This is a genomic window from Cryobacterium sp. Hh38, from assembly GCF_004403235.1.
GTDB classification, from domain to species: Bacteria; Actinomycetota; Actinomycetes; order Actinomycetales; family Microbacteriaceae; genus Cryobacterium; species Cryobacterium levicorallinum.
Map to the genome: position 1 here is coordinate 214536 of NZ_SOHD01000027.1, position 26406 is coordinate 240941.

Consider the following 26406-nt stretch of genomic DNA (forward strand, 5'->3'; position numbering starts at 1 on the left):
CGTCGTTTCTCAAACATCCTCACCGAGTACGAGCGTGCGCAGTGCCTTCTCGGCCGAGACGCGTCCGGCCGGGTCGATGGTCTCGCCGGCACGGAACAGATCCAGGATGCGCGGGTCGACGTAGCTCGTGCGTGCGATCGCGGGGGTGTTGCCGAGCACCGCGGCCGCCTGCCGCATCGCTTCGGCAATAGCTCGGGTGTCGGCGCGACGGTTGCGCGACGCCGCCCGCGGTTGCCGTGAAGCGGATGCTGCCGGCACGGCCCCAACGCCGGTCGCCGTCGCGGGGATGGACGTAGTGCCGGGTTTCCTGCCAGCTCCGGCGGTGCCGTCCCTTGCCCCCTTCCCGGCGGTGCTGGCCTTCGCCCTGCTCCCAGTGCTGCCCGATCTTGTCCCCGCATCGCTGCTCGCCTCATCCTCGTGCTTGGTCATGCCAGCCGCCGCCCTCAGATTCTGCGCGAGGCTTTGGGCCAGACTTTGGGCCGCAGCGACCGTGCCCCGCAGGGTGCGAAAATCCTTCGCGCTGAACTCGCCGCCGGTGCGTTCCTTGATGAATTCGTTAATATCGGCGGACGAGAGAGCATTCTCCTCCCCGTCGACCACCCAGGACAGTAGCGGTGCAGCCGGGCGCTCGCGCAGGCGGGCGCGCAGATAGGTCGCGAGGTCAGCATCCGTTATCACGCCTTGAAATTGTTGGCCACTCTTGGCGGGAAAGTCCAGCCGCACCAAGTCTCCCCGCACCGACACGTGCGAGCAGAGCAGGGTGGAGAGCCCGTGGCTACCGTAGTCGTCGGCATAACGCTCGCTGCCGATGCGCAGGGAGGCGAGGTCGAGCATGCGAAATGCCGCGGCGAGGGCCCGCGCGCGCGGCTCGCTGTCCCCGCGCAAATCCCGGGTCACCTGACCACGCACCCGGGGCAGGGAGGCGGCCAGCTCCAACGCGCGCTCAAACTTGAGGCGGTCCTTCTGTTCGCGCCAGGCCGGATGGTAGATGTACTGGCGGCGCCCGGCCGCATCGATGCCAATGGCCTGGATGTGCCCGTTCGGGTGCCGCGAGATCCACACGTCGGTCCAGGCCGGCGGAATCGCGAGGGCGGCGAACCGCTCGCGCAGCTGCTTCTCGGTGACCTTCTGCCCGGCCGGGTCGCGGTAGCTGAAGCCCGTGCCCGCGCGCCGCCGGGAATACCCCGGCCGGGTCGGGTCGCTGCGACGCAGCCGGGTCACGCGGGTACCGTCGGTGTGCGCATGCCGAAACAGTAGTGCGAATCGCCCTCGTCAGCACGAAAGCGGATGCCGCTGCCCGCCCATCGCCTGCCCGTCGCGCTCTCGCTGGGGCCCGCAGTGCTGGCCGAGCTCGCGGCACTCGCGGCACCCCTGCGTAGGGGTGCCGCGTCTCGAACGAGTGCCGCGACGCGAGCCGCGGCATCCGCTTCAGTGCGGTTTTTTCTGGCATCACTTGCACTTTGCTAGAACTTGTGTTCGACTGTATTTATGCGGTGGAGCGGGCAGAAACTACAGACCGAACAGGTCGGCGCCCTTCCCGGACTCGCCCGCCTGAATAATCTCGTACGCAGCGTGCAGACGCCCGAGTTCGCCGGAATCACGTTCCACGAGATCCTGTGCAAGTCGGCGCTCAATCATGTACCCGGTCAGAGCGCGCTGCCGTACGGCTACACGATCAATCCCTATCGCGGATGCTCCCACGCCTGCACCTACTGCTTCGCCAGGCCGACCCACCAGTACCTCGACCTCGACGCCGGCAAAGACTTCGATAGCGAGATCATCGTCAAGGTCAACGTGGCCGAGGTGCTGCGCAAGGAGCTCGGCAAGCCCACTTGGGGGAGGCATCCGGTGGCGCTCGGCACCAACACCGACCCATATCAGCGCGCCGAGGGACGCTACCGACTCATGCCCGGCATCATCGCGGCCCTTGCTGACAGCAAAACCCCCATCTCCATTCTCACCAAGGGCACACTGCTGCGCCGCGACCTGGACCTGCTCGTCGAGGCGAGTGAGCACGTTCCAGTCGATTTGGCCATGTCGATTGCCATCTACGACGATGGACTGCGCGACGACGACCTGCAGCAGTCGGTCGAGCCGGGAACTCCCACGACGAAGGCGCGCCTCGCCACTGTGACCGCGGTGCGCGAACGGGGACTCGACTGCGGCGTCTTTCTCATGCCCATTTTGCCGTTCCTCACCGACACCCGCGCGCACCTCGATGAGGCGCTGCGGCAGGCCAAGGCGGCCGGAGCCACGAGCGTGCTTTATTCCGGCCTCAACCTCAAGCCCGCCGTCAAGGACTGGTACCTGCGCTGGCTCGACCGCGAGCATCCCGAGCTGGTTGCCCGCTACCTCGAGCTCTACGCCGGCGGCCAATACGCGCCCAAGGAGTACCGCACCTGGCTCGCCGCGCGCATCAAGCCGCTCATTCGCGCGCACGGCCTCGAACGCGGCATCGTCGACCCCGCGACCGGCGGCCTCCGCTCCAGCGCTCTCCCGTCTTCCCCAGAACGGATGCCCGCCGCCCGCCGGACGCCCGCCTTCACCCCCGCCCGTTCACCGGGCCCGGGCCCGGGCCCGGGAACCGGGCCCATGATGGATCATGGGCCCGGTTCCCTAAAGTGGGCCCGGAGCACGGAGGCGCCCCGGTCCCTGATCGCCGCCGAACTCCCGATCGACTTGGCCCCGACCCTGTTCTGACCCCATCACTGCCTTCCCCGCACCCAACCCCCACCCACCCACCCCGATGGCATACTTACCTATTGGGGGAAATATGTCTCTAGGGTTACCCGGCCATCTGGTCCAGCGCACGCTCGCACGCGCCATCGCACGGGGCGCGCACTGGTTCGCGCTGACCTGCTTTAGCGCCGCGATCCTGTCAGTCAGTATCCTCGCCCTCAGAACCCCCGAACTCTGGATCACCATCGTGGTTGTGGCCGTCATGGCAGCCCTGCTCATCCTCTTTACCCGGCATCGGCGCATCCCGCTGGCCGTTGCCTATCTGTTCGTTGGTACCCTCGGCGTTTACGTCTTCACCGCCACCGTGCTCGGCGTACCCGACGTATTCCCCGCGTCGAATATGTTCCTCGTCGCCCTGCCGAAGATGGCCCTCGTCATGGTCGGCGGCGCGGGATCCATGGCCCTCGCCGGCGTGCTCTGGAGCACCGCGGCGTTTCTGCTCGCCGAGGCGGCTGCGTTCCTCGCCATCGTCGGCACGACCGTGCCCTACCGGCCCGACCTGTTCACCCTTTCGACCTACCTCGTACTCGTCGGGGTTATGGTGCTCGCCGGAATCGACCGCCGCGCCAGCAACGCCGCCCAACCCGCCATCCACCGCGCGGTGCAGGACGGCGCCAACCGCCAGCTGCGCGATGCCCTCGATACCCGCGCTATCGCTTTGCTCAACGACACGACCGTCTCCCAGCTCGTCGCGCTCTCCCTGGCCGAACCCGGCGCTCTCTCGCCGGCCCTCAAAGCCAGCCTGAGAGACACCCTCACCACCCTGCATGACACCAACTGGCTCGCCGATATCGACGCCCGCACGACCACCTCACCGCAGCCAACCGTCCACGAGCAAGCGCCAACACCAAGCCCGGCCTGGCGCTCCAGCGCCGTCTACACCGCCGTCGAACGCTGCCGTGATCGCGGGCTGAAAGTCGAGGTCACCGGCGACCGTGACGCCCTCGCTCGCCTCGACGCCGGCAGCGACCGCGACGTCGGCCTCGCCGTGCAGCAATGCCTCGTCAACGTCATCCTCCACGCCGGCATCGACTCCGCCGAACTCTCCATTGAGTCTGACCGCACCACTATTTCACTGCTCATAACGGATGCCGGCCGCGGCTTCACGGAATCGGAATCCGCTTCCGACCGGCTCGGTCTACGGCAGTCCGTGCGGCGACGTATCGAGCAGCTCGGCGGATCCGTGCTGATCTGGAGCCGCCCGGGCGCCGGCGCAAGCGTGCGACTGACCGTGCCGGCCGAAACCCCCAGCATCAAACCGAAGCCAACCCTGCCCACCCACCACACGCCGGTCCGGCCCGGCAGCCTCAATGCCACCCCGGCCAATGCCACCCCGGCCAATGCCGCCCCGGCCAATGCCACCCCCGCCCCCCGGTACCCCCGATGACCCGCGCGACCCCCACGCCGCGCCGGCCGCGCGCACCGGCATCCGCTTCACAGCAGCGTCTCGACCCCATCGGTGGCCTGGCTGCCTGGCCGATCGCCCCGGTCGTCGCCCTGATCGTGGTGACCTACGCGATAGCCGCGACCGTGTCGCGTCCGCACGAAATCCAAATTGAGGAGCTCGCGGTCTCGGCCGTCGTCGCGCTCATTATCGCGGCCGCCGTGCTGGTCTGGTCGGCGCGCCCCGACCTGGCCCCGTTCACCCGCACCCGTGCGATCGTCGTCGTGGCCCTCGGACTGGTCGCCCACGTGCTCGCCGCGGCCAGCGCCTGGCAGTACAACGGCATGATCCAGGACGACTTCGCCCCGATCGGACTCGGCCTGCTGCTGCTCGCCCTCGCTCCGTTCCGGCCGTGGAAAGAAATCCTCGCGCTCGGCGGAATCTCAGCGATCATCGTCGGCGCCACCGCCCTCGTGCAAGCGCCCTTTCTCGGCGTGCGAACCCCGCCTGCCCTGTTCGCGATCATCGCCATGACCCAGGTGCTCGCGCCCAGCCTCGCCGCCGCCGCGTTCTCGCGCCAGGTCGTCAATTCCATTCACCGTTGGCAAACGGATGCCCGCCGCGCGATCCGCGGGCGCACCGAGGAGAATCGCGACCTCCTCGCGCACGAGGTCGTCGACCATCGCGTCAAGAACCTCGGTGCAGATGTGCTGCCGTTCTTGGCCGATGTGCTCGAGCGGGACGCGCTCACCGCCGCCGACGTGAAGCGGGCCCGCTCCCTCGCCTTCCAGGTGCGTCGGGTGCTCGTGGCCGAAGTCGACCACACCTGGCTCGACGACCTGATCGAACGTGAACGCGCCGCACTGACCGAGCGCGGCCTCAACCCGCTCTGCGTCATTGCCGACCCCGAGCGCCGAGCGACCGCCTTCGACTCCGACCAGCGTGCCGCCGCCGGCGCTATCCTCGTGGCGCTCTGCACCCTCAAGGGCTTTGATCCGACCAGCCTCGTCGTGCAAATCGACGGGTCCGGCCCCGCCCCCGCCGACACCGCCCAGGTCACCCAGGCCTTCGGTACCCGCGGAGCCCTCCCCGCCCCGGCCACCGACACCACGACCATCGCCATCGTGACCGCCGCCCAAGAGCAAGCCGCCGCGCAAGCCCGCACCCAAGCCCAGGTGCAAGCGCAGCTGAAGCCCCGATCGCGCTCGACCGGTGCACGCGCCGTCGACACCATCACCATTCAGGCCGGAATCTCGCTGCCCCCGTACCAGCGCCGCCGGGCCCTGCGCCCGTACCTCAGCGTGCTCCGCGCCGTCTTCTCCCAGGTGCGCGTGACCAGCCGGCATCCGCTTCTCACGCTAGAATTTGACGCTGACCGCAGCGGCTCAAACTCAACCAAAGGCACCTAAATGGCGAAACTGTACTTTCGATACGGCGCCATGAACAGCGGCAAAAGCACCTCTATGCTGCAAGCGGCATACAACTACGAGGAACGCGGCCACCACGTGCTGCTCGCCAAACCGTCGGTCGACACCAAGGGCGACCGCGGAATTCTCTCCCGTCTCGGCGTGATGCGCGCCGTCGATTTTCTGCTCACCCCGCAAACGGATGCCTACGCCCTGTTCCAGCAGCACCGCGCGCAGGTCTTGAAAGAGTCCGGCCGTGACGTGAGCGCCCTGTTGCTCGACGAGGCCCAGTTTCTCACCGAGACCCAGGTTGACGACCTGCTGCGCATCGCCATTCTCGAGAACGTGCCCGTGCTGGCGTACGGAATCCGCACGGACTTTCAAACCGTCGCCTTCCCGGGAAGCCGCCGTCTGCTCGAAGTAGCCCACAGCCTCGAAGAGCTCAAGACCATCTGCCGCTGCGGACGCAAGGCCGTGTTCAACGGCCGCAAGATCGACGGCGTCTATGTGTTCGACGGCGACCAGGTGGCCATCGATGGCGAAGAGGTCACCTACGAATCGCTCTGCGGAAGCTGCTACCTCGAAGAGAGCCACGGCGTGCTCAATAACCGCAGCCGTCCGGCACCGGAGTAAGTCAGCGCCCTAACGCTGTAGGCACGCGTCGCCGTCACCGTGGCCGCCGGTCGCACACAGAAGATCCAGCTCACCGGTGCCATTGCCGCCCTCATCAGTGTCGGCGCCCCATCTCCCGGGCTCGTGCTGACCATGCTCCCCACCAGCGGACCGGACGCCTACAGCTGCAGCTACGGCTACGGCGATCCCGGCAGAACCGGCCCGCGCCCGCGGCGCGCGCGTCAAGTCCTGACCCACCCGACTTGGTGTGCGCTGACCGGAGGGCTCTCCTCGCACGGTCTGCTTGAATAGGGCCATGCCCTCTCCAGACTCGGCACGGCCTGCATCCGACTCTGACGACCCCGCGCAGCACTCGGCCGATGCAGCCTCCGCTGCTGCGCCCGCCGACGTCCCGGCCAGCACAACCCCCGCCGCAACCCCACCCTCCACGCGCCGCCGCACCATCGTCGGGCTCGTCGTCCTCGGCCTGCTCATCCTCGTCGTGGGGTCCACCGCCTGGGTCGGTATTCGGGGCCTCCAGGCCAGGGACGCCCTCGAAGCCGCCGTTCCGCTCGCGTCGACCATTCAGGACGAAATCCTGGCCGGCGACGGTGAACAAGCGGCTCAAACCGCTGCCGACCTGGCCGCATTCGCGGCAATAGCTCGGTCGCGCACGAGCGACCCGATCTGGCGCGGCTACGAATTTCTGCCGTTTCTCGGACCGAATCTCACGGCCGTGCGTGAACTCGCTGCGGTCGTCGATGATGTCGCCCAGAACGCCGTCACCCCGCTGGCCGGTCTGGCCGGAACCCTCGACCTGAACGCGTTCAAGCCTGTCGACGGATCGATCGCCCTGCAACCCCTGCTCGACGCGCAGCCGTCAGTTGACCAGGCAAACACTGCTCTCGCCCGCGCCGCAGAAGACGTCACCGCGATCGACACCGACAACGTCGTCCCCGTCGTGCGCGACGCCGTCACCCGGCTGCAGACCGTCACCGAGCAGACCGCGAGCAGCCTGGATGCCATGGACCGCGCCGTCACCCTGCTGCCGGCCATGCTCGGCGGGGCCGCTCCCCGCGACTATATCTTGCTGTTTCAGAACCTGGCCGAGCTGCGCGCGACCGGCGGCATCCCTGGCGCTCTTGCCCTGGTGCATACCGATCAGGGCAGCGTCGAACTCACCCAGCAGGCGACCGCTGAGGACTTTGACCCGTTTGCCGCGCCGGTGCTGCCGCTCGGCGACGACACGACCCTCATCTACGGGGAGATCACCGGCGAATACATCCAAAATGTCACCCTCACGCCCAACTTCGCCCAAACCGGAGCCCTCGCCCGCGAAATGTGGCGCCTCCAATTCGGCCTCGAAGCCAACGGCGTGCTGTCGATCGACCCGGTTGCGCTGAGCTACCTGCTCGATGCCACCGGCCCGATCACCCTCGCTACCGGCGACGAACTCACCGCCGACAACGCGGTGTCACTGCTCCTGCACGACGTGTACGCGCGCTATGACGACTTGAAGCAGCAGGACATCTTCTTCGCGGCCGCCGCCGGCGCCGTGTTCGACGCCGTCAAGAGCGGTCGCGCCGACCCGAACAGGCTCATCGCCGCGCTCGCCCGCGCCGGAGCCGAACACCGCGTGCTGGTCTGGAACGCCGACGAGGCCGAACAGGCTGTGCTCGACGACACCACCCTGGCCGGCGGCCGCCCGGTCAGCGACGATTCGACGAATCGGTTCGGTCTCTACATCAACGACCTCTCCGGCGCGAAAATGGACTTCTACCTCGACGTCGAAACCGCCATCGGCCAGCAGACCTGCCGCACCGACCGGCGCCCGCAATACACGCTCGAGGTCACCGTCACCAACACTGCACCAGCGGATGCCGCCACCTCCCTTCCCGTCTACGTCACCGGCCGCGGCATCTCGGGGGTGCCGCTCGGCAACATCAAGACCATGGTCTCGGCCTACGGTGTTCCGGCGATGTACAACCTCGGTGTCACGCGGGACGGCGTCGACGCGGAACATGTTCCCGCGACCGATGCCAGCTATCCGGTGACGTCGCTGGTCTTCGAACTGGCTCCCGGCGAAAGCACCGTTTTGCACTTTGACTGGCTCGGCACCGGGCCGTTCACCGGTGATCTCGCCCTGCGCAGCACCCCGTTAATAACGCTGCACGAAACCGAGAAGCTCGACCTCAGTTGTTAGGGTTCGCCAGGGGGGAGCCGCACCATTGCCACCACCGGGATCCACCTTGATTAGAAAACTTCGTGCCACGCTCGCGCTCGCGAGTATTGCACTGCTCGCTGGTGCGGCCATAGCGCACGCCGCCGGCTATGTAGCAGCCAATCTCATCAGCGTTTCTGTTAACAACACGCCCCGCGGCACGGTCGCGGTCGCCTTCAGTGACGAAGCCTTTGCCACCGGCGAACGGGTCTCGATTGCCGTCTCCGGCGGAGGTTCCGCTACCCTCGCCGCAGTGCGCGCCGCTAGCGTGAACATCGAAAAGTCGGCTACGAGCACCGGTGCCCTCGACCAAAGCGTGACCTTGCCGAGCAACGCAACCGACTCCTAAAGCCGTACAGCAACAGGGCTCCGCTCGGGCACCGCCTCGATCACCGTCCTCGCGCCGCCACCGCCGTCTAGCGGCCGGCTGAGCAGCTCGACCCCCTGATCGCGGGGCGCTGCGCAATCAAGTGTCCTTGCGCAACTGTGCCAAACTACCGAATAGCAGCTTTGTGCCGCAACGGGAGGTGACGCAGTTGGAACTCCGTGACCACATGCGCATCCTGCGCGACAGTTGGATCCTGATTGTGGCGGCGACCTGCCAAGCCGTGTCGGCAGCATCCGTTTTCTCGATTGTGCAGACGCCTACCTCTAGCACTACGTCCAAAGCTGTCGTCTTGACCGAGTCGGGCGGCACCACGAGCGACCTTGTGCAGGGCGCGAAGTTTGCGGTCGCCCGGGTGAAGACGTACGCCCGCTTGGCAACCACGCCGCTGGTTCTGCTGCCCGTCATCGAGAGCCTCGACCTTCGCAGTACAGCGGTCGAGCTGGCCAAGCGCATTGCCGTCTCGGCGCCGCTCGACACGTCGATCAGGGACATCTCGGTAACCGACACCGACCCGGTTCGTGCTGCCGAAATTGCCAATGCCGTCGCGCAGAGCCTCGCGGACGAGGTGAAAAAAGTTGAGCAACCGGACGACCCCACCGCGGCATCGCCCGTGAAACTCCCCCGGGTTCAAGTTGCCACCGTTCCGACTTCGACGGTCTCCCCAAATGTACCGCTCCACTTTGCGTGGGGCGCGCTCGTGGGGCTCGCCCTCAGCGTTGGCCTCGCGGTGCTGCGCGAAACCCTGGACACGCGCATCCGCACCCAGCGTGACGTGGAACAGATCACTGACGTGCCCGTCATCGGCGGAATCCTGTTCCACCCGAAGGCTATCGAGCGCCCCCTCATCGTGCACGTCGATCCGCGCAGTTCGCGGGCGGAATCCTTTCGCACACTGCGCACCAATCTGCAGTACCTCGACGTCGAGCGCGCTGATCGCTCATTTGTGATCACGTCGTCGATTGGTAGTGAGGGCAAGAGTACGACGAGTGCCAATCTGGCTATTTCGCTGGCAGATTCCGGTGCTCGCGTTCTGCTCGTCGACGCGGATCTGCGTCGCCCGCGTGTCGCCGACTACATGAACATCGAGGGCGGCGTGGGCCTCACCGACGTGCTCATCGGTCGCGCCGCGCTCAGTGATGTTATTCAGCCGTGGGGTCGCGGCCAGTTGTTCGTGCTGCTGGCCGGTCACATTCCGCCGAACCCGAGCGAGATGCTCGGATCGTCGCGAATGAAGCAGGTCATCGAAGACTTCAATCGCACCTTTGACGTCGTTATTTTCGATTCCCCACCACTGTTGCCCGTGACGGATGCTGCCATCCTCGCCAAGAGTGTCGGCGTCGCCATTCTCATCGTCGCAGCTGGGCGCACCCAGAAGGCGCAGCTCAAGGGGGCCATCGCCGCCCTGGCCAGTGTTGGCGCGCCATCAACGGCGTCGTCATGACCATGATGCCCACCAAAGCGCCCGGCGCTTACGGATATGGTCAGTACGGCTACGGAAACACCTATGGCGAGATCCCTGTTGAGCCCGTCGCCCCCAATTTACGTCGATCGCGAGCCCGATGACCGCGCCTCGCATCCTCATCGTCTGCACCGGAAACATCTGCCGGTCGCCACTGGGGGAGCAGCTTCTGCGGGAAAACCTGCGCAACGCCGGCATCGACGCCGTGGTCACGAGCGCCGGAACCCACGCCATGACGGGCAGCGCCATGACGCCCGAAGCCGCCGCTCTGTCGACTCAATACGGCGCGTCAAACACCGATCACGTCGCTCGGCAGCTCACCGCGAAGCTCATTGCCGACGCCGACCTCGTGCTCACTGCCACCCGCGATCACCGTCGAGACGTCGTCACCCTGCTGCCCAAAGCCACTCGCTACACCTTCACCCTCAACCAGTTCGCCCGCCTGGTGGCCCCGGCCGATGCCGAAGATTTCGCCGCTGACGCCTCCCGCGCTGACGCCCAAACAGGCCTCGACTTCCCAGCCTTCGTCGCGTCCGTCGCCTCGACCCGCGGACTCCACCCCTCGCCCAACCCTCCAACCCTCGACGACGTCGAAGACCCCTACCGCCAGCCCGCCGCCGTCTATGACCGCGCCGCCGCCGCGATCAACGTATCCGTCACCACGATCACCGCCGCCCTGATCGCGGCAGGAGCCTAATGACCCAGCACCCCCGCCGGCGTCGCATCATCGCCTACTCCGCTATCGGACTCTTCCTGCTCATCGACGCCGTGCTCATCACGAGCGCCCTCACCTCGACCTCGGTTGATGCTGCCGCCGACGCGTCTTCGGAGCCGGCCGCCACGGCATCCGCTTTTCCCGTGCCGAGCGCCACCCCGGCAGCCTCGCCAACGGCCGCGCCCACGGTGATGCCCCTGCCGGCCACCCGCCTGCTCTCTGCGGTGTCGGCCACCGCCGCCTGGCGTGCCAGCACCGGAACCTGCAGGGCCCCGGCCGCACCCGAACTCAGTACCGATTCCGGATCCAGCTGGACCGCCACCGACGCCACCGGCCGCTCCGGAGTCACCGCCCTGCAGTCCATCGCGGCCCAGAGCGAATCGGTCGCCGAGTTCATCGGCCTCGACGACGACTGCGCCCCGCAGTTCGTCAAGACCTTCGTCGCCGGAGACAACTACTCCAGCTACCCCGACGAGCTCGACGATGCGTGGTACGTCGACCCGGCCGACCGCGCCGCCGTGCACGGACCAGACGGCCTGGCCTCGGCGCCGTGCGACGCGGTCGTCGCCCTCGCCGCGAGTCCGGCCGACGCTGACTCCGCCGCCGTTCTCTGCGCCGACTCACGCATCTTCGCCACAACGAATGCGGCCGCCTCCTGGTCAGCGCCCCTGACCGTCCCCGGAGTGCTCACCCTCACCGCGACCGACCGTGGTTACATCGCCTTGGCCGCGGGGGACCCGGCCGCCTCGTCGGCGGACTCCGGCTCGGTCGCGTGCCTCGGCCTTAGCGTCGTCGACGTCGGCGTGCTCGACCCTGCCGCCGAGACCGCTGCACTAAGCGCGAGCACCACTGGCTGCTACGCCCCCGCCGAGCTGGCCGCAAACATTGCGGTCGCATCCGCCGAGGACACCCTCTGGCTCTGGATCGGCGACCTCACCCTGCGCGCCACCGACGCCGGCCAGTCCTGGCTCTAGTTGCCCCGAGTATGCGGCGCCCACTTCTCCACAGTTCCTAGAATCCCCAGCACACCCCTGCCAGCGGGACTAGTCTCACTCCATGGACGACAACGTCTCGTGGCTGTTCGAGAAGCAAGACGTGGAACGTCCGCGCCTCTGCCCGCAGTGCGGGGACGCCATGGAGGTTTCCTGGCACGGTGACGGCTATGACTACGGCTGCACGAATCTCGGCTGTACGCAGCTCTACTTCGGCCCGCCCTATTCCGAGGCCGAGCTGGCCAGCGATGCTCCGCTCGAGCTGAGCCCGCCCAATTGCCCCCGCTGCCTGATGCGCATGGGGGCCGTTTCCGACGGAGAGACCTGGCGATTCGTCTGTCTCCAAAACGGATGCGACGGCATCTGGCCGCCCCGCGACTCCCGTTAGCGCCCTCTCCGGCTGGCCGCCCCGCCCCCGCGCTGGTCGAGGCCAGCGAGGCGGCAACAGTCGTCACGGCATCCGCTTCCATGTCGGAAAGGTAGATCAGAGTGCCGCTCGCGGTCACCGTCAAAGACGCCACCCACGAAACGGCCGAACCGTCACCGACCGTGCCCGACAGCGTGACCGTGTGCTGCCCCGCCGACAGCATCGCCTCGGCAGACCGAGGTCAGGCCATTGAAATCGCTCCGCCGAGCCTCTAAAGTCGCGCGTCGGCTGCAACCGGCTCAACTCACTGCTCGACGGTTCGGGGAAAGGGGTCAGAATACAAAATCTGCCCCGGGGTGGCGCGACCGTGCGGCTCGCCAGAAGAAGTTCAGCGAGCTGGAAGCGCGGAGCCCTAGGCTTCGCCAGGTGGACAGTACAAGAATGCGCTCGGCCGCGATCGATGGCTTGCGCGTTATCGGCATTGTGGCCATCGTGGCTGGGCACGTCTGGTCGGACCAGAGCGATGACATCGCCCGCATGGGTCTCTACACCTGGCACGTTCCCGTGTTCTTCTTTCTCAGCGGATACCTCTGGGCCAACGAACGCACGCTGGGCGTCGAATTCCGCAAGCGGGTACGCACTCTGCTCGTGCCCTACGTCGCGTGGCTGCTCGCTATCGGCGCCGTCTACGGCACGTACCTCTGGGCAAACGGGCAGGCTCTGCACGTAGGCAACGTGTTGCTCGGCGGTTCCTACATGGGCGCACCATTCTTCGCCTTCTGGTTCGTTACCGCGCTCTTCGGCGCCTGCCTGTTGCTTCGTGCACTGCAGCGCTTTCCCGTCTGGCTACCCTGGGCGGTTGCCGGTGCCGGGTTGACCGTCGCCTACCTCGCCCCCGACGCGTTGACCGCCGTCCCCTTCTCGCTGGGCGTTGCCGTGCCCGCCATGATCTTCATCCTCGCGGGCATTTCCTTTCGCCGGATCGCCCCGCGGCTGAAGTCGAGGGGCTGGGTTTCAGTGGCCCTCCTGGCCGGCTCAGCAGCCCTCATCGTCACCGGCCTCTCGCAGCCACTAGACATGAAGCAGGGTGATTTTGGCACTCCTGTCGTGAGCGTCGTGGTTGCCAGCGCCATCTCTGCAGGTCTCGTCCTCTTATTTCAAAGGGTGTTTGCTTCCATCAGGCCACGGGTTGCCGGAGCTGTTACGCGGGCGGCCACCGTCGGGCTCGCGGTTGTGCTGACCCACAGTGCATTCATTTTGTTGTTAAGCGCGTTCCCAATCGACCTACCCGCGGTAGTGGTCTTCCTCATCGTTCTCGTGGTTTCGTGGACACTCGCGTACTTCATTAGTCGAATGCCGCTCGGTAGCGTCTTCACCGGTTCTGCCGCGACTCCCGCCCGACGACCGAGCGACAGGTGAGTGCTACTACGATTTGGTAGTACCACGCGGCTATTACGAAATCGTATTACTTTGGTGGGGCCGCCAAGAGGAATCGTCGTCGTGTGGCTGGATGCCCCAACGGCTCGACCATCCAGGAGGTTTTGGCTGAAGCGTAAGACCTCATCTTGCAGTGTGGGCTCCGCCGAAGCGTGCAAGCTCCACCGCCTCAACCCCAAGGTTCATCGTCGTGCTCGCAAATTCCGCTGGTCGAGCTTGCCGAGACCGCCATCGACCACCGTGACTATGCCTGCGAAACGCGACACCTTCCTCCGCTCGAGATCGTCAAAGACGCAGCCGTCAAACGTGGCAGTTTGACGGGTTGTCCCAAGGCCGATATCGCAACGGGCCTCCGTGCCTCTACTGCTTAGACGCCTGCGGTGGTACTGCGGGCTACGACATAGCTAACGAAGCCGAAGACTGTAAATTCGAGCCTTCCGAAGGCGGGGAAGTGCGGCATCCCTTTTGATGACTCGGTCTCGCACCGTCGCGATAACGGTCAACGCGCACCCGCGTCGCAATAGGCGGTCCGAGCGGAATCAGAGCGGATGCCGCAGCTCCGACGATGCCGCCACCACCCGCTGGTCGAGGCGCGAGGTACCAGCGATCGACGTCGAGGCCGCAACATGGCTGCCGTCAACCATCCTCATGCGGGCCCTCATTTCAAGCGGATGCTCACGACGTGGGCATGCTTCCTCCGGCGATGTACGCGCTCACCGGGTACGCGGCGTGCCGGTCCAGGTTTTGGCGGCCCCGGCCCCGGCCCCGGCGTCATGGCGCGTCGTGATGCGTGGGTCGCTGTGTCGGGCGAATATTTATACATCGCGAAGTGGTGCGCCGGCGTCGAGGGCGGCCGTGATGGCTGCGTGCCGCATCGTGTGTGGGTGGGTTCCGGCGGGGAGGCCGGGTCGTTTGACGAGGATCTTGCAGCGGCCGTACGCGCCGCGCCGGTTTTGCGCCGTGCCGCGCTTGGTGAGCACCACGGGGCCGGTGGTTCGGTCGCTGGCGGCTGCGAGGAGGGCGCGCAGCACCGGCTCCGGTAGTGGCATTGTCGCGTCCTTGTTGCCTTTGCCCGTCAGTCGAAGCGCGCGGTGTCCGCGGACCTCGTCCTGAAAGTCTTCGATCTGCACAGTGCAGGCCTCGCTCACGCGGAGGCCCATCCGTCCCATGAGTGCAAACAAGGCGCCGTCGCTCGGGCACGACGCCGCCGCGAATATACGCCGCACAACAGACACCAAAAAGTGCCCCCATCCAACCCTGACCAGGGGCGTGAGTTCTCCGTCGCTCTGGGCGAGTGTTTCATCCGCCAAGGCAGTCCCGGGCTCGACACAAGCGCATGCCGACCATGGCGGCCCGACGGTCCGGCACAGCGGTCCTCTGCGCTTGGATGGTCGGTAGCAGCCAGGTCAGGCCGTTCTCAGGGTGCTGACGCCATTCGCGAATGACTCCTCGAACTTGGCGAGCTGCGACTGTGGCACGCCGTTGCCGATAGCGATGTCTCGCCACCTGGTGATCTCGTTGGCAACGTTAGCGAGTACCGCCCTGGCCTCGGCTGCGGAGAGCCGACAGGCGCGGGCGAGCTCCATGAGTCCTGCGGATTCGTCAGCGGGTGAGTCGGCACCCGCGATCGTGGTCTGGCGGAGCTCGGGATTCGGATTCGGGTTCACGTCGAACGCCGAACTGAGCGTCCATCCTCCGCGGCCGTGGAGGAACCCGTGGTTGCGCAGGTGGTCATCGGTGTTGTTCAGCCCGACGCTGACTGCGACGCGACAGAACAGCTGGCGCGAGTCTTCTTTCGCCTGGGCACTGACCTCGGCAAGGATGTCGGCGATGTCGACGTAGTCGGCATGATCTCCGTCACGGTGCTCGAGCATAGTCATCACGCTCGTGTAGCCGATGCGGTCGCCCGTCTTTGTGCGGTCGAACCGATTGAGCAACAGCACGTGCCGCCCCTCGACACGAACGAGCCTTCGGGGCGGAACAGTCACTCCGGCCGAAGCGGCGAGGTCCAGTGCCGTGGCTTCCCAGGCCATAACGTCCCAGTCGTCTTCAAGGTGCGGGAACTTCGCGATGAGCTGGCGGCCGTCGCTGTCGAGCACAGCTGCTTTGGGCCGAGCGCCGCCGAGGGAGCCGGTCCCAGCTGCCAGGAGCAACTTCACGGCCTCGTAACCGTCGGGGCCCGTATCACTTGAAGCGGTGTCGGCTGCATGGAGAAGTTCCGGAAGGCGCAGTAGCCGCGGCACGGTGTGGCCGGGATCGAGGAACTCCGCATTCGACTCAGCACGGTATCGCAGCGCACCCTGGCGGGTAAAGTCGCTGACCCCGGCCAGGAAGTCCGCGTCGTCGAAATCACGTGGCCGGCGAGACTCGAGTCCCGCAAGGGCTCGCTCTCGCTTCTTGATGAGGTTGCGTCCCCAGCGATCCGGCGCCGAGTCGGAGAATGCTCCAGGCAGGCCCTGTGTCTGTTGGGTGCCGGAGACGAGCTGTAGGGCGGGGTCGAGCTGGTACGCCGAGGTGTGAGCGAGATATGCCTGGTCGTACTGAAAAGTCGTCGAGGTGAGGGTGCCGCGGCTGCGGTGAAACTGCGCGCGGCCAGCAAGCAGCGTCTCGCCGGCCAGCTCAAGATGCACTTCGAGTGCGTCGTAGACGGTCATCGGATGCGCTTCCTCTCGAGCTGGCCGGCGCGTGCGCGACCGAGATCGGTGTCGAGCGGGTCTAGTGCCTCGGTGATCGTCTCGAGGAGGCCGAGGGCGCGGGAGACGCGCAGCACGACGTGGAAGCTCACGGTTGGATCGCCGTGCTCAAGCTTACGAAGCGTGTCTCTCGTAATATCGGCGCGGTCTGCGACCTGGGCGGCCGTGAGTCCAAGAATCTTCCGCCAGCCGGCAAAGTCCAGGCCGATCTCGCGTGCGGACCTGATGATGGCACTGGGCAGTTCTGTCACCACGTGACACCTCCGACATTATTGACGAGTATCGAATCCATTATAGCAATTAGTGGGTGATGCACTAGCCATTGTGTGGAGGCCATAATCTCGCGACGACCGCTGGTGTCGGCACGCGTCCCCACGGGCGAAACTGTTCAACTCGCCAACCGTAGGCCCATCGATGTTCTGCATCGTGACGACCTCGTTCCGGACCAGATCGGCTGGTGGGAGGGGATCCGCACGGTCACCGTTCCTACGGCTATCGACCAAGGGATTCAGAGCGGCGTTCCCAGTCGACTTCTAAACCAAGCCATCAGCAACGCCCGGGCTCTGGGCCGCGTCACCGACCAACAGCACTCCCGGTTGGTCCGGGCATTAGAAGAGCGAGCATGACCGTGAATCCATTGAATGATCTCCCGGTCGAGGCGCGAGGTACCAGCGATCGACGTCGAGGCCGCAACATGGCTGCCTTCAACCAGCCTCATGCGGGCCCTCATTTCAAGCGGATGCTCACGACGCGGGCATGCTTCCTTCAGCAATATAAGCGCTCACCAGGTGCGCGGCGTGCCGGTCTTGGTTTTGCCGGCCCCGGTCATAACGCGTAGTGATGCGTGGGGCGCTGTGCCGAGCGAATATTTGTACATCGCGAAGTGGTGCGCCGGCGTCGAGCGCGGCCGTGATGGCCGCGTGCCGCATCGGGTGCGGGTGGGTTCCGGCTGGAAGGCCAGCTCGCTTGACGAGGATCTTGCAGCGGCCGTCCGCGCTGCGCCGGTTCTGTGCCTTGCCGCGCTTGGTGAGCACCACGGGGCCGGTCGTCCGGTCGCCGGCGGCTGCGAGGAGGGCGCGCAGCACCGGCTCCGGTCGGGGTATTATCGCATCCTTGTTGCCTTTGCCCGTGAGTCGAAGATACACAGCTGGATTAGGGGCCGAGCAGCGCCAGTGGCACGACGGCAACGCCGTCCTGCTGGCGGTACGCGTGTGAACCGGTGTAAATGAGCATCATGTCGGTGAGGTCTTCTCCGAGTTGCTCTTTAAGCCACAGAAGGTGGCGTACGTCGCTGCTGTCTGGGGCGCCGGTCAGTTTTACTTCTACAGCGATATTGGTGCCGTCATTTCGGTGAAGCAGGAAGTCTATTTCGTGGTCTCCGCGTGATGTGCGGATGTGTTCGACAACGGCTTCTGCGGCTTGCGCATAGGTCTGCAGACTGAGTGCGACGAGCGCCTCAAATAGGGCGCCCAGCGCCGTTCTGTCCTGAGGCCCGAGCATCTTGGTCCTCGCACCAGCCAAGAGCCGCGGCTCATCGAGACCGAGAAGGCGCGCGGAAAGCGCTGGGTCGGCCAGAAAGTGCTTAGGGGACAAGCTCAGCCGTGCAAAGCCGTTGCCTGGATGCCACGCGGGTACTGGATCGAGGAGCCACAGCTGAGTGAGGGCATCACGATATCGCTCAGTCGTCGATCGTGCGGGAACATTGCTGCCAGAGGAGGCAGCTTGGGCAATAGTGGTGCTGGTTGCCGTGGAGCCGGTCGCTGCGGCGTATGCCGCCACCCAAGACTTCAGCTGCGCCGGTTGCCTGCGCAGCATCCCCTCGTCCACGACCTCGTGCTCTACGACGCGTTGGACGTAGCCGTCGAGGCGAAGACGCCGTGCGCGACCGGGCAACGATCGAATTCCCGGAAAGCCGGAGGCCACAATCTCCTGCACGTACCCTTCCAGGTCGATCTCGGTCTCGCCGACGCCCGCCGCACCCACCCCGCTGGTCGAGGCCAGCCTTGAATCGAGGGAGCAAGCTCGCGCCGCGATCGACGCGCAATCAGGGGGCTCGATACACTGAACCGAGAGTCCGACGCCGCGCCGGGACGAAGGAATAGGTTTCATGAGTCGAATATCGCTGGTCGATGACCTGGTGGAGAGTCTCCTCGACCGGATTCTGCGGGGGGTGTTCGCGGCGCATGAGATGCTTCCTCCGGAGGCGGTTCTGGCCGAGGAAGCCGGCGTCAGCCGCCTGACGGCCCGCGAGGCGATCAAGACCCTTCAGGCACAGAAGATTGTCTCGGTCCGGCGTGGGCTGGGCACCTTTGTCAACCCACCTTCGGACTGGTCGAGCCTCGACGCGATCCTGCGCGCCGCCGCGCACGACCTGGGCAGTTCCGAGGTGCCGCTGCGGCTGCTCGAGGTGCGGCGCATGGTGGAAACCGGCTCGGCCGAGCTGGCAGCGCGCAACCACCAGGACAGCGACCTCGTGTCGCTCGATGCGACGATCGCCGAAATGGAAGCCGCTTACGTGGACGGCGACCTCGAACGCCTCACCCGGAACGATCTCGCGTTCCATGACATCATCCTCGCGGCCAGCGGCAACCCCTTCGTGCCCGCTCTGATGGGACAACTCGGCCAGCTGCTCTATACGCTGCGGCGGGAAACATCCGCTTTCACTGAGGTGCAGGAACACGCCATCGCGCATCACAAAATCGTGCGCTCGGCAATTGCGAGCCGCAACCCCGATGAGGCGCGCCGCGCCATGGAAGCGCATATTCAGCAGACCTTTGCGGACTACGAGAACTTCATCCAAGCGCAGTCCTAACTCGACATCAGACGTCAGATATCTATTAGGCTGGTGGTGCGGTCCACACAGAAGTGGGCCCTCGACCGAAGGAATGACCCGTGAGCGACATTACTTTTCCCACCGACCGCACCGCAGTCTTGACCGGTGCCGCCTCCGAACGCGGAATCGGCCGGGCAACGGCCGACAAGCTCGCCTCGCTCGGCTGGTCGATTGCCATCGTCGACATTGACGGCGATGCTGCGCGAGAGGCGGCCGCCGCGATTACGGCGGCTCGCGGTATCCGTGCGATTGGCGTCGCTGCCGATGTCTCGGACAAGGACTCGGTCAACGCGGCCATCTCCAAAATCGAGGCCGCGATGCCGCCGATCGTGGGCCTCGTGAATCTCGCCGGAATCAGCTCGCCCACCGAATTCATGAATGAAACCGTTGAGGCCTGGGACCGCGTCTTCGCGATCAACATGCGCGGCTCGTTCCTGGTCTCTCAGCGCGTGCTCGCCGGCATGATCGAGCGTCAGCTCGGCCGCATCGTGAGCATCTCCTCCATCTCCGCCCAGCGCGGTGGCGGCACCTACTCCAAGGTCGCCTACAGCGCTTCCAAGGCGGCCATCATCGGCTTCACACGCGCCCTGGCCCGCGAAATGGGCCAGCACAACATCACCGTGAACGCCGTGGCTCCCGGCCCGATCGACACCGACATCATGGGCGGCACCCTCTCGGACGAGCGCAAAAACGCTATGTCCGCCGATATTCTCATGGGACGCGTCGGCACCCGCGACGACGTCGCCGCGCTTATCGCCTTTCTGTTGAGTGCAGACGCCGGCTACATCACCGCAGCGACCTACGACATCAACGGTGGGCTGCAGGTTTCATGAGCCCCACCGACGACGCAGGGCGGATGCTCGCCCGGGAGCTGCTGGCGGGGTTCCCCGCTGAAGTGGAAGTGCTGGCTCAGGATGTCGCCGCCGCGGTGGCCGCAACCGGTCGCGTTCTGATCGTGCTCGATGACGACCCCACCGGAACCCAGTCGGTAGCCGACCTGCCGGTCCTCACCCACTGGGAGCCCTCGGACTTTCGCTGGGCGCTCGGCCTGGGGGCGCCGGCGATCTATGTGCTCACCAATACGCGCAGCCTCGAACCCAACGCGGCCGCCGAGCGCAACCGCCAGGTCGTCACCAATGCGCTCGCCGCTGCCGACGGGGTTGCGCTGGCTTTCGTCAGCCGGGGGGATTCAACCCTGCGTGGTCACTTTCCGCTCGAACCCGACGTCATCGCCGAGACGCTGCGCAGCCGTGCCGGGGTGCAGACCGATGGCGTGGTGATCGTCCCCGCCTTTCCTGATGCCGGGCGGGTGACCATCGGCGGGGTGCACTACATGCGCTCCGCGGCCGACGAGCTCACTCCCATCGCCGACACCGAGTTCGCCCGGGACGCAACGTTCGCCTTCGCGCACTCGCGCCTGGCCGACTACGTCGAGGAAAAAAGCGGCGGACGGCTGCCGGCCTCGGCCGTCATCGGCATCGACTTGGCGATCCTGCGCGCCGGGCCCGGAGCGATCGCAGCCGCGATCGAGCCCGCCACCGATGCAACCCCGATCGTCGTCGACGCGGCCACCGAAAATGACCTGCGCCTGCTGGCCCTCGGCCTTGACGAAGCAGAGCGCCGCGGCAAACGACTGATCTACCGGGTGGGTCCGCCGTTTGTGCGGGCGCGCATCGGCCAGGACGTACGCCAACCGCTCAGCGCAGCGGATGCCTTCGGCGACACCGTTCCGGCCCGCGCGGGCGGCCTGATCGTCGTGGGCTCGCATGTAGCCATGACCACTCGCCAGCTCGACGCCCTCACGAGCGCGCACTCGGCGGCCCAGGTGGTTGAGATCGACGTTGCCGGGCTCCTCTCGCCCGATTCGCCGGCCGACCTGGGTGTGGTTGTCGACCGGGTGGTAGACGCTCTTGCGGGCGCCGACGTTATCCTGCAGACCAGCCGGGTGCTGGTGAGCTCGACGGACCCGGCCGACAGTCTGCAAATTGCCCGAACAGTCTCGGCCGCGGTTGTCGAGGTGGTGCAAGGGGTGGTGGCGCGCACCCGTCCGCGGTTCGTTATCGCCAAGGGCGGTATCACCTCCTCGGATGTCGCCGCGCTCGGCCTGCAGATTCGCCACGCGATCGTGCGCGGACCCATGTTGCCCGGCATCGTCTCGCTCTGGCAGCCGGTGAACGGGCCAGCGGCCGGCATCCCCTACATCGTGTTTGCGGGCAACGTCGGCGACGATGAATCGCTCCTCGCCGTCGTGCGCACACTCAGCGCGTTTGGTGTGGCACCGGAGTAGTCCCGCTTCGATCAGCGCGGCTCGGCGCCCACCTTGACCGAGATGACGGCGACACCCTCCGACCGGTAACGGTCGAGGATGTCGTCGTCGACCTCGTTGGTGATCAGGGTCCACCCGTGCGGCAGTGGCGCCCAGGCCGGTACCGCGCCGCGGGCGAGCTTGCTCGCATCGGCCAGAACGACGACGCGGCGCGCGCGGCGGGCCGCGGTGTCCTTAACCTGAGCCTCAGACAGGGTCGGCTCGCCGACGCCATCGACGGGGTCAACGGCGTCGACCCCGAGAAAGGCGACGTCCACCATGTAGCGACCGAGGGCGAGATCTGCGAGTGGCCCCACGAGCCCGTGGCTGGTGCGGGCGACCCGGCCGCCGGTGACGACGACATCGACGCCGGGAGCGGATGCGAGATACAGCGCGCTATCGAGACTTCGGGTGACCACGGTGAGGCCCTCGGTGTGCCAGAGCTGCCGAGCGACTTCCCCGCAGGTAGACCCGGCATCGAGAAAGATGGTGGCGCCTGGCGGCACGAGTTCGACGGCGCGGGCAGCAATCGCTACTTTTGCCGCGTGCTCGACGGTGACGCGGTCGCTGAGTTCACGCTCTCTAAACGGCGGGGCAGAGCTGGCGCCGCCGTAGGTGCGGGTGATGTCCCCGGTGGTGTTGAGGTGGGCCAGGTCGCGCCGCACGGTGGACCGTGAGATCTGGAGTGCGGTCGCGAGCTCGTCGACCCCCGTCGATCCGGCGCGCACCAGAGCGAGGAGTCGTTCATGCCTCGCCCTGGTGCCGCGTCGGTAATCGGTCGGCGCCGGGGCATCCGTTTTGCTGGGCCTGGTCGCCATGAGCGTTAGCCGAGGATCAGGTTCGCGAGGAACAAAAGCGGGATGGATCCGGCCCAGATGGCGGTGGTAATGCCCGACCAGCCCTTGAGCGCGCTCGTGCCTTCGAGACCGGTGAAGGTTGTGACGACCCAGAAGTAGGAGTCGTTGAAGTAGCTGAACACCATTGAACCAGCGGTGCAGGCCAGAACGGCGACGATGGGGTCGATGCCGAGGGTTGTGACCAACGGAGCGGAAACGGCGGCTGCAGTGATCATGGCGACGGTACCGGAGCCCTGGGCGATGCGCACGACGGTCGCGATGAGAAACGGGATGAGGAAGGCCGGCAGGTTGGTGGATCCGATCGCTTCGGCGAGGGCGTCGCCGACTCCGGAGGTGCGCAGAACCTGGCCGAGCGCGCCGCCGGCACCCGTGATGAGCAGAATGAGTCCAGCGGATGCTGCGGCCTCGGCGAGCCAGCCGTTGACCTTGCCGCGCGGCGTCCAGCGGGGGAGGAGCACGTAGACGGCGAGCAGCATACCGATGATGAGGGCGATCACGGGGTTACCGATGAAGGCGAGGGGAATGACCCAGTCGGAGGGCGTGTAGTCGCCCGTGAGCGCGCCCTGTGTGCTCTTGTCAACGGCGGTTCCCACCGTGTTGAGCAGAATGAGCAGAAGTGGCAGGGCGAGGGGAAGCGCGGCGAGCAGAGCGTTGACGCGATGCGGCTTGGCGCCGGCGGGCGGCGTGCCGAGGTCGGGCTCTTCATCGGCGTCGAGCTCAGCAAAGAGTGCACCGGCGTCGGTCGAGTCAGCATCACGCTCGAGGGTTGCGGTGGCCGTCGTCGCGCTGCCGCCGTGCGATTGCTGTGTCACGGCCGCAGTGCCGTACACGGCCTGGCGAACCGCCGGGGTCACCGCGGACTCAAGCTTGGGACCGACCCACTTGGCATACACCACCACGACGGGCAGCAGCAGCACGGTGAAGATGCCGCCGACGATGATCACCATGCCGAGGTCGGCGCCGAGGATGCCGGCCACCGCGAGGGGACCGGGGGTCGGGGGCACGAGGTGGTGGGTGAGTGTCATGCCGGCGCCGAGGGCGAGGGCGATGGTCACGTAGCCCCCGCGCTTGACCCGCGCGATTGAACGGGCCAGCGGGTTCATGATGACGTAGCCCGCGTCGCAGAACACAGGAACCGACACGATGGCGCCGACGCTGCCCATGGCCCAGGGTTCGCGGCCCTTTCCGAAGAGCTTCAGGAACGCCTGTGCCAGTGATTTTGCTGCGCCGGAGACTTCGAGGATCTTGCCGATTCCGACTCCCAGCCCGATCACAATACCGATCGACGCGAGGGTGTTTCCGAACCCGGTGGTGATGGCGGTGACAATCTCGAGGGCCGGTTGGCCGGCAACGAAGCCGGTTACCAGAGCCGCCGCGAGGAGGGCTGCAAAGGCGTCCAGGCGGGTGCGGAGCACCAGAACGATGATCGTCGCAATCCCTAGAACGAGAGCGGCGATGAGTCTTATATCCACAGTGATATCTCCTTGAGCAGGGCGAGGCCCGGCAGCAGTGCGCGGACTTTTCCAGTATGTCTAATGAAGATGCGCAAAGCAAGCGACTTGGTGGCTCACATTGCGCACTTCATCCACTTAGGCGCATCGCTTACGCAAGTTCGAGGCGAGAGATCCCGACCTGCCGACTTCTCAATCTCGATCGCTCTCAAACTCGCTCCTCGATCAGCGAAGCTAGTCGACCCGCAGGCTCTCGACGAAGCGCAGGACGGCGACCGCGCCGGGGTCCTGCTGCCCGATTGTGCGGTCGCCCTGCCAAGCGGCACGTCCGCGGGCTGACCGCAGAGCCGTGGAGGCCTCGTGTCCGCTTCGGTCAATGCATCAATGTTGATTGTCTGCTGCAGTGCGCGGGTCCCTCCGGGGATTCCGAACAGCGGGCGGCCGTCGTCGCGGGGGCGTTTCCACGCGGATTGGCGGTCTGAGCACATGAGGTCCACGCGATCTGGTCCTCGATCGAAACGATATGCGTGTTTGGTTGTTGCATCCAGGACGTAGCCAGCTCCCTGCAAACGTGTGGCTGCCTGGGCAAAAGTGATCGCCCGGGTTTCGAGGTGAAGGGCAGAGTCCACGTCTACAGTCGTGCGCGGGGCCGGCAGTCTAGCCAGCTCAGCATGAAGTTTCACCATGAGGCCACCAACGAGTGTCCATGAGCTCTGCGGAAGCAGGCGCGCGAGCTCGAAGGCCGACGGCCAGGGTGGTTCTTCCCATTTGCTCGATCGAGCGTCAATCTTGATCAGCGGGCGGTCATTCATAGGGCTTCCTGGGCAGAGGTGATCCATTGGGTCGCGGCTGAGCATTCGCGCGCATCGCCGTAGGTGTAGAGAGCCAGGGCTTCAAGCACTCGGCGGTGCACCTCGTCGCCTTCAACGACAGCAATATCGCCGGAGTCATCGAGGCCCAGACGAGATCTTCTGGCCGCGCGGCTGGCGTCATGTGCGACCAATACGCCCAGTCCGCCGCCAGCGGAGAGGCTAAGCTCACTGGCCAGCACGGAAACGAAACGACTCTTGGCCGCGTCGCTTGCAGCTCGTCTCAGCGACACCCGGCCCCGAAGGACCTGGCCCGCGAGCGCGCCTACGTCCAAGCTCCGGACGCGGTGCTTCAGTCGGCTCCGTTCGGTGCTGCTCAACTCAGTTGTCTTCCCCGTGGCGAGTAGGTCAAGAGCGGCCTTCTGCACCGCGTCTGTCCAGTTGCGGCCCCGGTGCGCTGTGCGTTCAAGGGCCTGAACCTGACGCTGGGAGATTGCGTGGGAGGTGCCGTACTTCGTAGCAACTATGCGACCACTCACGACCGCTCGCCTCACCTGCCGGGCGGTAACCCCCAGCTCCGTCGCAGCTTGAGACGTAGATAGATGCATGCAGATATGGTCCCATGTCGGACTATATCTGTCAATATTGCGCAGATCTTTAGCGAGGCGATGGTCAATGGCGGGCACCGAGTGAAATCTCGCTGACACAAGTGCGTGATTGCATGGCACCCCTGCCCCGAACTTCAGTTGCTTGCTATTAAGCGGATGCCGCACCCCGACGATACCGCCGCCTACGTCGCTGGATGCTCACGACGCGGGCATGCTTCCTCCAGCGATATAAGCGCTCACCAGGTGCGCGGCGTGCCGGTCAAGGTTTTGCCGGCCCCGGTCATAACGCGTCGTGATTCGGGGGTCGCTGTGTCGGGCGAATATTTGCGCGTCGCGGAGTGACGCGCCGGCGTCGAGGGCGGCCGTGATGGCGGCGTGCCGCATCGTGTGCGGGTGGGTTCGGGCGGGGAGTCCGGCTCGCTTGACGAGGTTCTTGCAGCGGCCATACGCGCCGCGCCGGTTCTGCGCCTCCCGCCCTCGTGGCCAACCAAATCGATCTCCACGAATCCCGGCACGGCGTCGTCCCAGTCGGCCCAGGTGCGGATCGGGATCTGCAACTTCAGCAGTGTCCCGGCTTGGTATGGGACCGGCCGCGGGAGAGCAGCTTCGCCCTCTCCGGAGCGAGGCGGCGATCGATCGTCGCCGCGCTCATCCGCACCAGCAGAGCCGCCTCGTCGTCGGTGAGGTCGAGCTCGCCATCGCGACGCAATAGCGGCACCAACACGCCCAGCATCGGTGCGAGGCGCTTCCCTGCCGGCGCCTGCAGCACCGCCCAGCACCTCACCAGAGCCCGTGTCACAGCTGGCCCATAAGTCGGTGCTCGCCCCGCCCGGCGTAGTCGCGGTGCCACCCCATCAGCTCCACCAGCTCGGTCAGGATCCGGCCCTTGCCAGCCCGGTCTGCCCTCCGATACGCGAGCGCCTTCTTTATCGTCACAGCCTGCCGCTGCGTCATTGTCAGCTCCATAGAAACGGGCGTAACCCACATTCGCCACCCACGACTCGAACCACGCCGAAGCGGAGGGTGTGTCTCGTTAACGGTGTTTCCGGCGTTTTTCATTAGTAGGATTCTGCGTTCGGCCAGCGGTCGTGGAAGGTGATGGCGAAGGCGTTGAGAGCTGGCTTCCAACG

Annotated in this window: 27 protein-coding genes; 15 read left to right on the top strand and 12 right to left on the bottom strand. The window is 66.1% G+C overall.

The window, feature by feature from the left end; genetic code table 11:
- Positions 1-9: 9 nt before the first annotated feature.
- Positions 10-1221, bottom strand: a complete 1212-nt coding sequence (locus E3T41_RS09470; protein WP_134478277.1) for a DNA topoisomerase IB — start codon at positions 1219-1221, stop codon at positions 10-12.
- 267 nt (positions 1222-1488) lie between these two features.
- Here E3T41_RS09470 and E3T41_RS09475 point away from each other — a divergent pair, with 267 nt between their 5' ends.
- From E3T41_RS09475 to E3T41_RS09525, 12 genes are all read left to right on the top strand, one after another.
- Positions 1489-2700, top strand: a complete 1212-nt coding sequence (locus E3T41_RS09475; protein ID WP_134478279.1) for an Rv2578c family radical SAM protein — start codon at positions 1489-1491, stop codon at positions 2698-2700.
- A gap of 73 nt (positions 2701-2773) precedes the next feature.
- Positions 2774-4126, top strand: a complete 1353-nt coding sequence (locus E3T41_RS09480) for a sensor histidine kinase (protein ID WP_134478281.1) — start codon at positions 2774-2776, stop codon at positions 4124-4126.
- Positions 4123-5532, top strand: a complete 1410-nt coding sequence (locus E3T41_RS09485; protein WP_134478283.1) for a hypothetical protein — start codon at positions 4123-4125, stop codon at positions 5530-5532. Before E3T41_RS09480 ends, E3T41_RS09485 begins: the two co-directional genes overlap by 4 nt.
- The gene (locus E3T41_RS09490) at positions 5533-6162 is read left to right on the top strand and encodes a thymidine kinase (protein ID WP_134469690.1); all 630 of its coding nucleotides are present in this window, start codon (positions 5533-5535) and stop codon (positions 6160-6162) included.
- A gap of 295 nt (positions 6163-6457) precedes the next feature.
- Complete coding sequence (locus tag E3T41_RS09495; RefSeq protein ID WP_134478285.1) at positions 6458-8344, top strand: DUF4012 domain-containing protein; 1887 nt, start codon at positions 6458-6460, stop codon at positions 8342-8344.
- Between the two features lie 46 nt (positions 8345-8390).
- Positions 8391-8711 carry a hypothetical protein gene (locus E3T41_RS09500; RefSeq protein ID WP_134478287.1) on the top strand — a complete coding sequence of 107 codons (321 nt, stop codon included), beginning with the start codon at positions 8391-8393 and terminating at the stop codon, positions 8709-8711.
- A 187-nt stretch (positions 8712-8898) separates the two neighbouring features.
- Entirely contained in the window at positions 8899-10191 is a 1293-nt protein-coding gene (locus tag E3T41_RS09505; protein WP_241991103.1) for a polysaccharide biosynthesis tyrosine autokinase, read from the top strand.
- Positions 10192-10309: 118 nt separating this feature from the next.
- The gene (locus E3T41_RS18830) at positions 10310-10906 is read left to right on the top strand and encodes a low molecular weight phosphatase family protein (protein ID WP_134471479.1); all 597 of its coding nucleotides are present in this window, start codon (positions 10310-10312) and stop codon (positions 10904-10906) included.
- Positions 10906-11898: a hypothetical protein gene (locus tag E3T41_RS09515; protein WP_134478289.1), complete on the top strand. Its 993-nt coding sequence runs from the start codon at positions 10906-10908 to the stop codon at positions 11896-11898. The genes E3T41_RS18830 and E3T41_RS09515 overlap by 1 nt, the downstream gene beginning before the upstream one ends.
- 82 nt (positions 11899-11980) lie before the next feature.
- On the top strand, positions 11981-12304 hold the full coding sequence (locus E3T41_RS09520) for a hypothetical protein (protein WP_092448221.1): 324 nt from the start codon (positions 11981-11983) through the stop codon (positions 12302-12304).
- A gap of 101 nt (positions 12305-12405) precedes the next feature.
- On the top strand, positions 12406-12558 hold the full coding sequence (locus E3T41_RS17920; RefSeq protein WP_166791530.1) for a hypothetical protein: 153 nt from the start codon (positions 12406-12408) through the stop codon (positions 12556-12558).
- A gap of 151 nt (positions 12559-12709) precedes the next feature.
- Positions 12710-13702 (top strand): acyltransferase family protein, encoded by a 993-nt coding sequence (locus tag E3T41_RS09525; protein ID WP_134478291.1) that lies wholly within the window; start codon positions 12710-12712, stop codon positions 13700-13702.
- Between the two features lie 833 nt (positions 13703-14535).
- Here E3T41_RS09525 and E3T41_RS09530 read toward each other — a convergent pair.
- From E3T41_RS09530 to E3T41_RS09550, 5 genes are all read right to left on the bottom strand, one after another.
- Positions 14536-14946, bottom strand: a complete 411-nt coding sequence (locus E3T41_RS09530) for a tyrosine-type recombinase/integrase (RefSeq protein WP_166791531.1) — start codon at positions 14944-14946, stop codon at positions 14536-14538.
- 180 nt (positions 14947-15126) lie between these two features.
- Positions 15127-16374, bottom strand: coding sequence for a type II toxin-antitoxin system HipA family toxin (locus E3T41_RS09535; RefSeq protein WP_134478295.1), 1248 nt, complete (start codon positions 16372-16374; stop codon positions 15127-15129).
- A complete protein-coding gene (locus tag E3T41_RS09540; RefSeq protein WP_369828626.1) occupies positions 16371-16664 on the bottom strand; it encodes a helix-turn-helix domain-containing protein in 294 nt (97 codons plus the stop codon). The genes E3T41_RS09535 and E3T41_RS09540 overlap by 4 nt, the downstream gene beginning before the upstream one ends.
- A gap of 492 nt (positions 16665-17156) precedes the next feature.
- Positions 17157-17558 carry a tyrosine-type recombinase/integrase gene (locus E3T41_RS09545; RefSeq protein WP_166791532.1) on the bottom strand — a complete coding sequence of 134 codons (402 nt, stop codon included), beginning with the start codon at positions 17556-17558 and terminating at the stop codon, positions 17157-17159.
- Between the two features lie 7 nt (positions 17559-17565).
- Positions 17566-18396 carry an ATP-binding protein gene (locus E3T41_RS09550; protein ID WP_198416404.1) on the bottom strand — a complete coding sequence of 277 codons (831 nt, stop codon included), beginning with the start codon at positions 18394-18396 and terminating at the stop codon, positions 17566-17568.
- 124 nt (positions 18397-18520) lie between these two features.
- On the opposite strand from E3T41_RS09550, the gene E3T41_RS09555 reads away from it, so the two are divergent.
- From E3T41_RS09555 to E3T41_RS09565, 3 genes are all read left to right on the top strand, one after another.
- Positions 18521-19225 (top strand): FadR/GntR family transcriptional regulator, encoded by a 705-nt coding sequence (locus E3T41_RS09555; protein WP_092448217.1) that lies wholly within the window; start codon positions 18521-18523, stop codon positions 19223-19225.
- A gap of 80 nt (positions 19226-19305) precedes the next feature.
- Positions 19306-20079, top strand: a complete 774-nt coding sequence (locus E3T41_RS09560; RefSeq protein WP_092448216.1) for an SDR family NAD(P)-dependent oxidoreductase — start codon at positions 19306-19308, stop codon at positions 20077-20079.
- A complete protein-coding gene (locus E3T41_RS09565; RefSeq protein ID WP_241991104.1) occupies positions 20076-21533 on the top strand; it encodes a four-carbon acid sugar kinase family protein in 1458 nt (485 codons plus the stop codon). The genes E3T41_RS09560 and E3T41_RS09565 overlap by 4 nt, the downstream gene beginning before the upstream one ends.
- An 11-nt stretch (positions 21534-21544) precedes the next feature.
- Here the strand turns inward: E3T41_RS09565 and E3T41_RS09570 are convergent, their stop codons facing one another.
- The 6 genes from E3T41_RS09570 to E3T41_RS18165 all read right to left on the bottom strand — a co-directional run bounded on the left by E3T41_RS09570 (position 21545) and on the right by E3T41_RS18165 (position 26230).
- Positions 21545-22369, bottom strand: a complete 825-nt coding sequence (locus E3T41_RS09570; RefSeq protein WP_092448214.1) for a DeoR/GlpR family DNA-binding transcription regulator — start codon at positions 22367-22369, stop codon at positions 21545-21547.
- Positions 22370-22374: 5 nt separating this feature from the next.
- Positions 22375-23880, bottom strand: coding sequence for a GntP family permease (locus tag E3T41_RS09575; RefSeq protein WP_166791533.1), 1506 nt, complete (start codon positions 23878-23880; stop codon positions 22375-22377).
- Between the two features lie 787 nt (positions 23881-24667).
- Positions 24668-24961, bottom strand: a complete 294-nt coding sequence (locus E3T41_RS09585) for a hypothetical protein (RefSeq protein ID WP_134478301.1) — start codon at positions 24959-24961, stop codon at positions 24668-24670.
- A 513-nt stretch (positions 24962-25474) separates the two neighbouring features.
- Positions 25475-25909: a tyrosine-type recombinase/integrase gene (locus E3T41_RS09590; protein WP_370257426.1), complete on the bottom strand. Its 435-nt coding sequence runs from the start codon at positions 25907-25909 to the stop codon at positions 25475-25477.
- Positions 25836-26045, bottom strand: a complete 210-nt coding sequence (locus tag E3T41_RS18160; protein WP_194088209.1) for a hypothetical protein — start codon at positions 26043-26045, stop codon at positions 25836-25838. The genes E3T41_RS09590 and E3T41_RS18160 overlap by 74 nt, the downstream gene beginning before the upstream one ends.
- Before the next feature lie 26 nt (positions 26046-26071).
- Positions 26072-26230 carry a hypothetical protein gene (locus E3T41_RS18165; RefSeq protein WP_194088210.1) on the bottom strand — a complete coding sequence of 53 codons (159 nt, stop codon included), beginning with the start codon at positions 26228-26230 and terminating at the stop codon, positions 26072-26074.
- Positions 26231-26406: the final 176 nt, after the last annotated feature.

Coding starts and splice junctions, on each gene's coding strand:
- E3T41_RS09475 (WP_134478279.1), top strand. CDS start 1,489: ATGCGGTGGAGCGGGCAGAAACTACAGACCGAACAGGTCGGCGCCCTT.
- E3T41_RS09480 (WP_134478281.1), top strand. CDS start 2,774: ATGTCTCTAGGGTTACCCGGCCATCTGGTCCAGCGCACGCTCGCACGC.
- E3T41_RS09485 (WP_134478283.1), top strand. CDS start 4,123: ATGACCCGCGCGACCCCCACGCCGCGCCGGCCGCGCGCACCGGCATCC.
- E3T41_RS09490 (WP_134469690.1), top strand. CDS start 5,533: ATGGCGAAACTGTACTTTCGATACGGCGCCATGAACAGCGGCAAAAGC.
- E3T41_RS09495 (WP_134478285.1), top strand. CDS start 6,458: ATGCCCTCTCCAGACTCGGCACGGCCTGCATCCGACTCTGACGACCCC.
- E3T41_RS18830 (WP_134471479.1), top strand. CDS start 10,310: ATGACCGCGCCTCGCATCCTCATCGTCTGCACCGGAAACATCTGCCGG.
- E3T41_RS09515 (WP_134478289.1), top strand. CDS start 10,906: ATGACCCAGCACCCCCGCCGGCGTCGCATCATCGCCTACTCCGCTATC.
- E3T41_RS09520 (WP_092448221.1), top strand. CDS start 11,981: ATGGACGACAACGTCTCGTGGCTGTTCGAGAAGCAAGACGTGGAACGT.
- E3T41_RS09535 (WP_134478295.1), bottom strand. CDS start 16,374: ATGACCGTCTACGACGCACTCGAAGTGCATCTTGAGCTGGCCGGCGAG.
- E3T41_RS09555 (WP_092448217.1), top strand. CDS start 18,521: ATGAGTCGAATATCGCTGGTCGATGACCTGGTGGAGAGTCTCCTCGAC.
- E3T41_RS09565 (WP_241991104.1), top strand. CDS start 20,076: ATGAGCCCCACCGACGACGCAGGGCGGATGCTCGCCCGGGAGCTGCTG.
- E3T41_RS09570 (WP_092448214.1), bottom strand. CDS start 22,369: ATGGCGACCAGGCCCAGCAAAACGGATGCCCCGGCGCCGACCGATTAC.
- E3T41_RS18165 (WP_194088210.1), bottom strand. CDS start 26,230: ATGACGCAGCGGCAGGCTGTGACGATAAAGAAGGCGCTCGCGTATCGG.